This is a genomic window from Streptomyces incanus (genome assembly GCF_042656345.1).
Taxonomy (GTDB): domain Bacteria; phylum Actinomycetota; class Actinomycetes; order Streptomycetales; family Streptomycetaceae; genus Streptomyces; species Streptomyces incanus.
The window spans coordinates 1-6477 of record NZ_JBHSPC010000093.1; the positions used below are offsets into that span (position 1 = coordinate 1).

Consider the following 6477-nt stretch of genomic DNA (forward strand, 5'->3'; position numbering starts at 1 on the left):
CTCCCCATCCTGGGCATCACCAACGATCCGGACAGCTACGGAACTTGATCAAGCCCTGGCGGCCGACGCGTTGAACAGCGACGAGAAAGAAGAACTGCGCCGGCTGCGGCGGGAGAACCGGGAACAGCAGCAGACCATCGAGATCTTGAAAAAAGCCGCGGCCTTCTTCGCGAAGGAGTCGACGAAGTAGCCGTACGCTACGTGTTCATCGACGCGGAGAAGGCCACCGAGAGCAACCCCGGTGGTCACAGCGTCACCCTGATGTGCAAGGTGCTTGGGGTGTCCCGCTCGGGTTACTACGTCTATCTTGCCGCCCGCCCGGCCGCCGAGGAGCGGGTCCGCCAGGAGGACGAGCTGGCTGCCGAGCTCCGGCAGATCCACACGGGGTCCCGCCGTGCGTACGGCGCCCCGAGGATCACGGCGGCGCTGCGCAGGAAGGGACGGCGGATCAACCGCAAGAGGGTCGAGCGGCTGATGCGCGAGCGCGGCATTCGCGGGATCACCCGCCGCAAGCGCCGGAGCCTGACCAGGCCGGACAAGAAGGCGGCAGGCTCCCCGGACCTGATCGGCCGCGACTTCACCGCAGCCGAGCCGGGCACCCGGCTGGTCTCGGACATCACGTATCTGCCGACCCTCGCCGGATGGTGGTACCTCGCGACGGTCATCGACCTGGCGACCCGTGAGGTGATCGGATACGCGATGGCCGATCACCACCGCGCCGAACTCGTTGTCGATGCGCTGAAGATGGCTGCCGGGCGTGGTGCTTTGGAGGAGGGCTGCATTACGCATTCGGACCGCGGATCGGAGTACACCTCACGCGAATACCGCACCTTGATAAAGGAGTTGAGGCTGAGACAGAGCATGGGCAGAACGGGCTCATGTTACGATAACGCCGCCGCCGAAAGCTTTTTCGGACTGTTGAAAGCGAGATCGGGACCACGGTCTGGGAATCCCACGAGGCTGCCCGCGCCGACGTCTTCCGCTTCATCGAGGTCGAGTACAACCGCACCCGTCTGCGCAAGCACCCCGTCTACGAGTACGTCACCCCGGTCGAGACCAGGACTTTGACAACGCAAGGCCTCGCCCCCGCAGCGTAACCATCCGCTGTCCACGCTCAAGGGGGAACTTCAGGTTGCTCGGACAGCGAACCGAACGGAGCCCTCTGTGAGTTACGACCTTCTCTGCTGATTCAAGCCAGGATGGCGCGATGTGCGGTCCCGGGGGCCCGCACATCGCGTTGTCGTCGGTGTGTTATCAGTACCTGCCGTTGTGGTCGCCGTAACCGCCACGACCGTTGTCGTAACCACCGCGACCATCGTGGTCGCCGTAACCGCCACGACCGTTGTCGTAACCACCGCGACCATCGTGGTCGCCGTAACCGCCACGACCGTTGTCGTAACCGCCACGACCGTTGTCGTAACCACCGCGACCATCGTGGTCGCCGTAACCGCCACGGCCGTCGTGGTCGCCGTAACCGCCACGACCGTTGTCGTAACCGCCACGACCGTCGTGCTGGCTGTGACTGTAGTTCTGAGGGGAGGCCGAAGCGGTGCCTGCTGTGCCGACGGCGATGCCGCCGGCCATCAGCAGCCCTGCGGCTGACGCCGTGGCGATGCGCCTTGCACGTTGTGTTTGCATGGGTGAAACCTTTCGCTCCATCTTCTCCCGCGTCCTGAAAAGGAGCGCGGGAATGGATGGCCGCAGCCGCAAATTGCGACAGGGTCTTTGGACGTCACTTCATGCCGATCTATGCACGGGCTCGACGGCCGACACCTCCAGGCCGCCCGTCGGTACACGCGGGCGATCACTGTGGCCATGGTCCGCTCGGTTCGGAAACCGGTCGGCCGGACGTACCGTGCTTGCGGCATTCACCAATGAGCCTAGTCGCGCATCGGCACATCGGCATCTCGGGAGACCCATCGCGTTCAGCCGTCACCGCGGGATCCGGACCACGCCCTCCTGGATCACCGAGACGGCGAGCCTGCCATTGCGCATGTGGTCCGGTCCTGGCCCGGCAGCAGGCGCCCCGCTCGAGCCTGTGTCCGGTGGCGCCGTCACCGGGCGACTCTGCGCCGGGAGGCCGCCCGTCCGGGAGTCCGGATCCGTACGAGCCGACGCACTCACGCGCCCCCGCGATATGCGATGACGTCGGTTGCGCTCCAATGGTGTCCCACCACTCGGTATCCGGTTGGCCGTCAGACATATCTCTCCGGACCAAGGTGGCGATTTCTGCCAGATGCTGCGCGAAAGCCTGTGCCCGTTCCTGCTCGTCTGGTCGGAGGAACGGCGAACGGCGGAGTACGAGGAGGTTGACCTGTGTCAGCCTGCCTGACTCACCATCGATCCACCGCGTGAATTCTGAACGCCGATTTCCGGTGGGGTTCTGGTGATCTTTCCGGGTGCGGGCAGCACGTTTTGCCGGGTGGCCGTCCCGATGGCGGGTTCTCCGAGGGTTCTTCCTGGTCGTGGGCGGGCGTCGGGCAACTGGGTCAGGTGCGCAGACGCTGTCCGGTGGTCGTCCACAGGTCGGTGAAGTCGGCTTCCCAGCGCCAGCGTTGAGGTAGGTGCAGGGTGATCGTCCGGGCCCTGGCCGCGATCCGGGCCGGGACGTGGACGAGGTGGCGGCGGATGGTGCCGGTCCGCGCTTTGGCGTGAACGGTGGAGGCGGGGTGAGGCGGCCCAGGTGAGGTTGTGGGCGGTGGCGGCCAGGCCGGGGGCACCCCCTCTGGGGGAGTTCGCGGTGAACTTCCCCGAGGGCAGGTGGCCAAGGGCGGAAGCCTCCAGGTCGGTGAAGACCTGCTCGACCACGGCGTGTTCGCGGTACATCGGCTCGGCCTGGGCGAGGGTGAAGCGGCTGTCGGTGAAGACGACGTGGTGGCGCCAGACGCCGAACAGCTCGGCCTGGCCTTCCGGGACCGTCTTGGGGTTCAGCCGTTTCACCCGCCGCACGATGAGCCGGGCCGTGGTGTGGAACTGCTTCCTTTTGCTGGTGAACGCGGTGAAGGGGAGCTCGGCGATCTCCGCATCGGAGACCCAGCACTCATCCTCGTTGTCCCAGACCGCGGCGGTGTACTCGATCGGCGTCCAGGCGTCCTCGGCGATGTTCACGATGGCCTCGCGGACCGTCTCCTTGACCGCGAGGGCCGGGGAGAAGCGGACGCCGGCGGTGCCAGACACCGACGACCTTGTGGGAGAAGTACGCCGAGTCCGCGCGCACGATGATCTGCGCGGTGATCCCCATCGCCCGCACCGTGGCCAACGCCTCGCGCAGCAGACTCGCCGCCCCTTCGCCAGAGCCTGCCGAACCCTTGCGCAGCCTCGTTGCGACGACGACCGGCGCGCACGTGCCGGTCTTGACGGTGACGATCTGGAAGTGCAGGCCACGGACCTTCGTATATTCGACATGCGACTCACTCGCGGCCGCCTTAATGTGAATCCGGTGGCCAATTTCACTGTGGAAGAAAGTTCTGCCTAAAGCGGCGAAAACGAAGCAGGTGACAGGCCTACCCGCGCCCGGTCCCAGGACATTGACGTCGGATCGATGGATCCCGCTTTTGGTTCTTACACGCGGAATGACGCGTTGTGATGGTGCAGCGGTTGTCATTCGGCAGGTCTGTCTCTCGGCTCCGGCCAGGTCCGCATGGTGTGACCATTCTCCGCTAGGAGGAAGTCTATGGCGGTTTTGTGCAAACCAGCAATCGCGGTCCCCGAGTACGTCATCACCAATGAGGAAACCCTCGAGTTGGCCCGGAGGTTGCACGGCGACCATCCGCAGATCAACCTGGCCCTCCGCCTGATCAAAAACACGGGGGTGCAGAAACGACATCTGATACAGCCGATCGACAAGGTGCTGCGACACCCTGGGTTCGATGCCCGCAGCGCCGTCTACGACGCGCAGTCCAAGGAGCGCGTACCCGCGGTGGTACGCCAGGCGCTCGATCAGGCCGAACTGGAACCTCAGCAGATCGACTTGATCGTCTATGTCTCCTGCACCGGCTTCATGATGCCGCCGATGACGTCGTGGCTCATCAACAAGATGGGTTTCCGTCAGGAGACGAGGCAGCTGCCGATCGCCCAGCTCGGGTGTGCTGCGGGAGGCGCCGCGGTCAACCGGGCCCATGACTTCTGCCAGGCCTACCCCGACGCCAACGCGCTCATCATCGCCTGCGAGTTCTGCTCGCTGTGCTACCAACCCACCGACCTGGACGTGGGATCGCTGCTGTCCAACGGCCTCTTCGGTGACGGCATTGCTGCCGCCGTGGTTCGGGGGAGCGGCGGCACGGGGGTGCAACTGGAACGCAACGGCTCGTATCTCATCCCGGACACGGAGGACTGGATCTCCTATGCGGTTCGTTCCACGGGTTTCCACTTCCAGCTCGACAAGCGTGTGCCCGGGACCATGGAGCCACTCGCTCCGGTGCTGTGCGCTCTCGCGGACGAGCACCAGTGGAACGCGAGCAAGATGGACTTCTACGTCATCCACGCCGGCGGTCCGCGCATCCTGGACGACCTGAGCTACTTCCTCGACGTGCCGTTCGAGGCCTTTCGCTTCAGCCGCGCCACGCTCACGGAGTACGGCAACATCGCGAGCGCGGTGGTCCTCGACGCCTTGTCGCGCATGTTCGACGAGGCATCGGCTCTCGACGGGCACCGAGGTCTGATGGCCGGCTTCGGTCCGGGCATCACCGCCGAGATGTCGCTGGGAACCTGGGTTTCGGGTTCCGAAGCCGGGGTCTGAAGTCCGTCCCTCCGCTCCCGGCCCGACCGGCCGTCCCGCGCCGACCTGCGTCCGGGGAAGGCGACCGCAACGGCTCCTGCCGGGCACCGACCGGCAGGAGCCGTCGGCCCCGGTGCGAGCCGCCGTCACCAGGAGATCGGCAGGGCGAGCGGAAACCGCCAGATCGACGTGGTGTTCCAGCGCACCTCGTCGGCGGGCTTGGCCAGCTTCAGGCCGGGGAAGCGCTTCAGAAGTGACCCGGTGGCCATCCGGATCTCGGCGGAGGCGAGGGGGGCACCGAGACAGTGGTGCCCACCCCAGCCGAACGTCATGTGCGGGGGGGTGGTGCGTTCCAGATCCAGCTCGTCAGGCCGGTCGAATTTCCGGTCGTCCCGGTTGGCCGTCAGGTAGGAGACGTGCACGATGTCTCCTTGCCTGATCGTCACGCCGCCCAGTTCCACGTCTTCGAGGGCCACCCGGGGAATGCCCACGCCTTTTCGAAAGGGGATGAACCGCAGCAGTTCCTCGATGGCCTGCGGAAACAGTTCAGGGCGGGAGCGCAGCATGGCGAGTTCTTCCGGCCGGGAGAGCAGTGTGTAGACGATGTTCCCGATCTCGTAGGTGGTGGTGTCCTGCCCGGTGATGAGCAGAACCATGGCCATGACGGTCAGTTCCTGGTCGTTGAGGATCTCGTCACCGTCACGGGCGGTGGCCAGCGTGCTGATCAGGTCGTCGCCGGGGTCATTGCGTCGTTGGGCCGTCAGCGTGGCGAAGTAGGAGCGGAGTTCCGCCTTGGCCTTCACCGCGTTGTCCCGGTTGTCGAGGCCGGTGTCCATCATGGTCCGCGCATGAGCGCGCAGTTGCGAGCGATCGGCTTCGGGGATGTCGAGGACCTCGCAGATGGTGGTCAGCGGCAGGGGGCCCGCCAGATGCTCCATCAAGTCGGCGGGTGAACCGTGTTCCGTCATCCGGTCCAGCAACTCGTCCACGACATGCTGGACCCGCCTCTCCATGTGCTCCATGTGACGGGGGGCGAAGCCCTTGGAGACCAGACTGCGCAGCCGGCTGCCGGCCGGTGGATCCATGACATTGATCGCCTCGTCCTGGACGATCGGCTCAGGAGTCATACGCGGGAAGTTCCGACCGATGATGGCCTTGCGGCTGAAACGACGGTCCGTCGTCACCGTGCGCACATCCTCGTAGCGGGTGACGAGCCAGGCTTCACCCTCTCCGTAGGGCAGCCGGATACGGCTGATGGTTTCTCCGTCCAGGAGCCGCTTGAGCGCCGGATCGAATTCAAGGGCCTCGGCAAAGTCGAATGCGCAGTCCCGTGCGGTGGATTCTGGTTCCATGCATAACTCCAGGTAGTGGATCTGACCTGTGGATCAGGCACCTATTCGGCTGGACGGGCCATGGATGCCCTGTCCGTGGGAGTGGCACGCGCGAAATATGCCCGATTAGCCCATGTGAATTAAAATCAACGCATTTGCCATCCTTGAGCCGGCGCCGACCCGGGCCACGGCGTTGTCGACTTGGCTCTGCCCTGTCCGTGGGGTGGTCACCCGGATCGTTCGGGTCGATGGGAGAGGCGGGCCGTGGAGGCTGGGACTTCGTTGTACGGGGGGTCCCGGTTTCACCAGAGCCCGACACGCCCTCGCCGGCCGCACCCCACCACCCTCCCCCGAGCAGTGAACAGAGGAGTTATTGATCGGCAGCCCCCAGGTGCACCCCCGAGCCCGAACGCGCGTCGGCCCCCGCAC

Annotated in this window: 5 protein-coding genes and 1 pseudogene; 3 read left to right on the top strand and 3 right to left on the bottom strand. The window is 65.5% G+C overall.

The window, feature by feature from the left end; translation table 11 throughout:
• Together ACFP2V_RS27100 and ACFP2V_RS27105 are read left to right on the top strand one after the other, a co-directional pair.
• A pseudogene (locus ACFP2V_RS27100) lies at nt 1-190 on the top strand (hypothetical protein); the annotation flags it as partial.
• A gap of 11 nt (nt 191-201) precedes the next feature.
• Nucleotides 202-1068, top strand: coding sequence for an IS3 family transposase (locus ACFP2V_RS27105; protein WP_381217774.1), 867 nt, complete (start codon nt 202-204; stop codon nt 1066-1068).
• Between the two features lie 186 nt (nt 1069-1254).
• On the opposite strand, the gene ACFP2V_RS27110 is transcribed toward ACFP2V_RS27105, so the two are convergent.
• Together ACFP2V_RS27110 and ACFP2V_RS27115 are read right to left on the bottom strand one after the other, a co-directional pair.
• Nucleotides 1255-1638, bottom strand: coding sequence for a hypothetical protein (locus tag ACFP2V_RS27110; protein WP_381217776.1), 384 nt, complete (start codon nt 1636-1638; stop codon nt 1255-1257).
• 681 nt (nt 1639-2319) lie between these two features.
• Nucleotides 2320-3177, bottom strand: coding sequence for a hypothetical protein (locus tag ACFP2V_RS27115; protein ID WP_381217778.1), 858 nt, complete (start codon nt 3175-3177; stop codon nt 2320-2322).
• Nucleotides 3178-3673: 496 nt separating this feature from the next.
• On the opposite strand from ACFP2V_RS27115, the gene ACFP2V_RS27120 reads away from it, so the two are divergent.
• Complete coding sequence (locus ACFP2V_RS27120; protein ID WP_381217780.1) at nt 3674-4738, top strand: type III polyketide synthase; 1065 nt, start codon at nt 3674-3676, stop codon at nt 4736-4738.
• Between the two features lie 125 nt (nt 4739-4863).
• Here ACFP2V_RS27120 and ACFP2V_RS27125 read toward each other — a convergent pair whose 3' ends face one another.
• Complete coding sequence (locus ACFP2V_RS27125; RefSeq protein ID WP_381217782.1) at nt 4864-6069, bottom strand: cytochrome P450; 1206 nt, start codon at nt 6067-6069, stop codon at nt 4864-4866.
• Between the last annotated feature and the right edge of the window lie 408 nt (nt 6070-6477).

What these genes read in the sequence shown, in the direction of transcription:
- ACFP2V_RS27110 (WP_381217776.1), bottom strand. Translation starts at nt 1,638, where the DNA reads ATGCAAACACAACGTGCAAGGCGCATCGCCACGGCGTCAGCCGCAGGG.
- ACFP2V_RS27120 (WP_381217780.1), top strand. Translation starts at nt 3,674, where the DNA reads ATGGCGGTTTTGTGCAAACCAGCAATCGCGGTCCCCGAGTACGTCATC.
- ACFP2V_RS27125 (WP_381217782.1), bottom strand. Translation starts at nt 6,069, where the DNA reads ATGGAACCAGAATCCACCGCACGGGACTGCGCATTCGACTTTGCCGAG.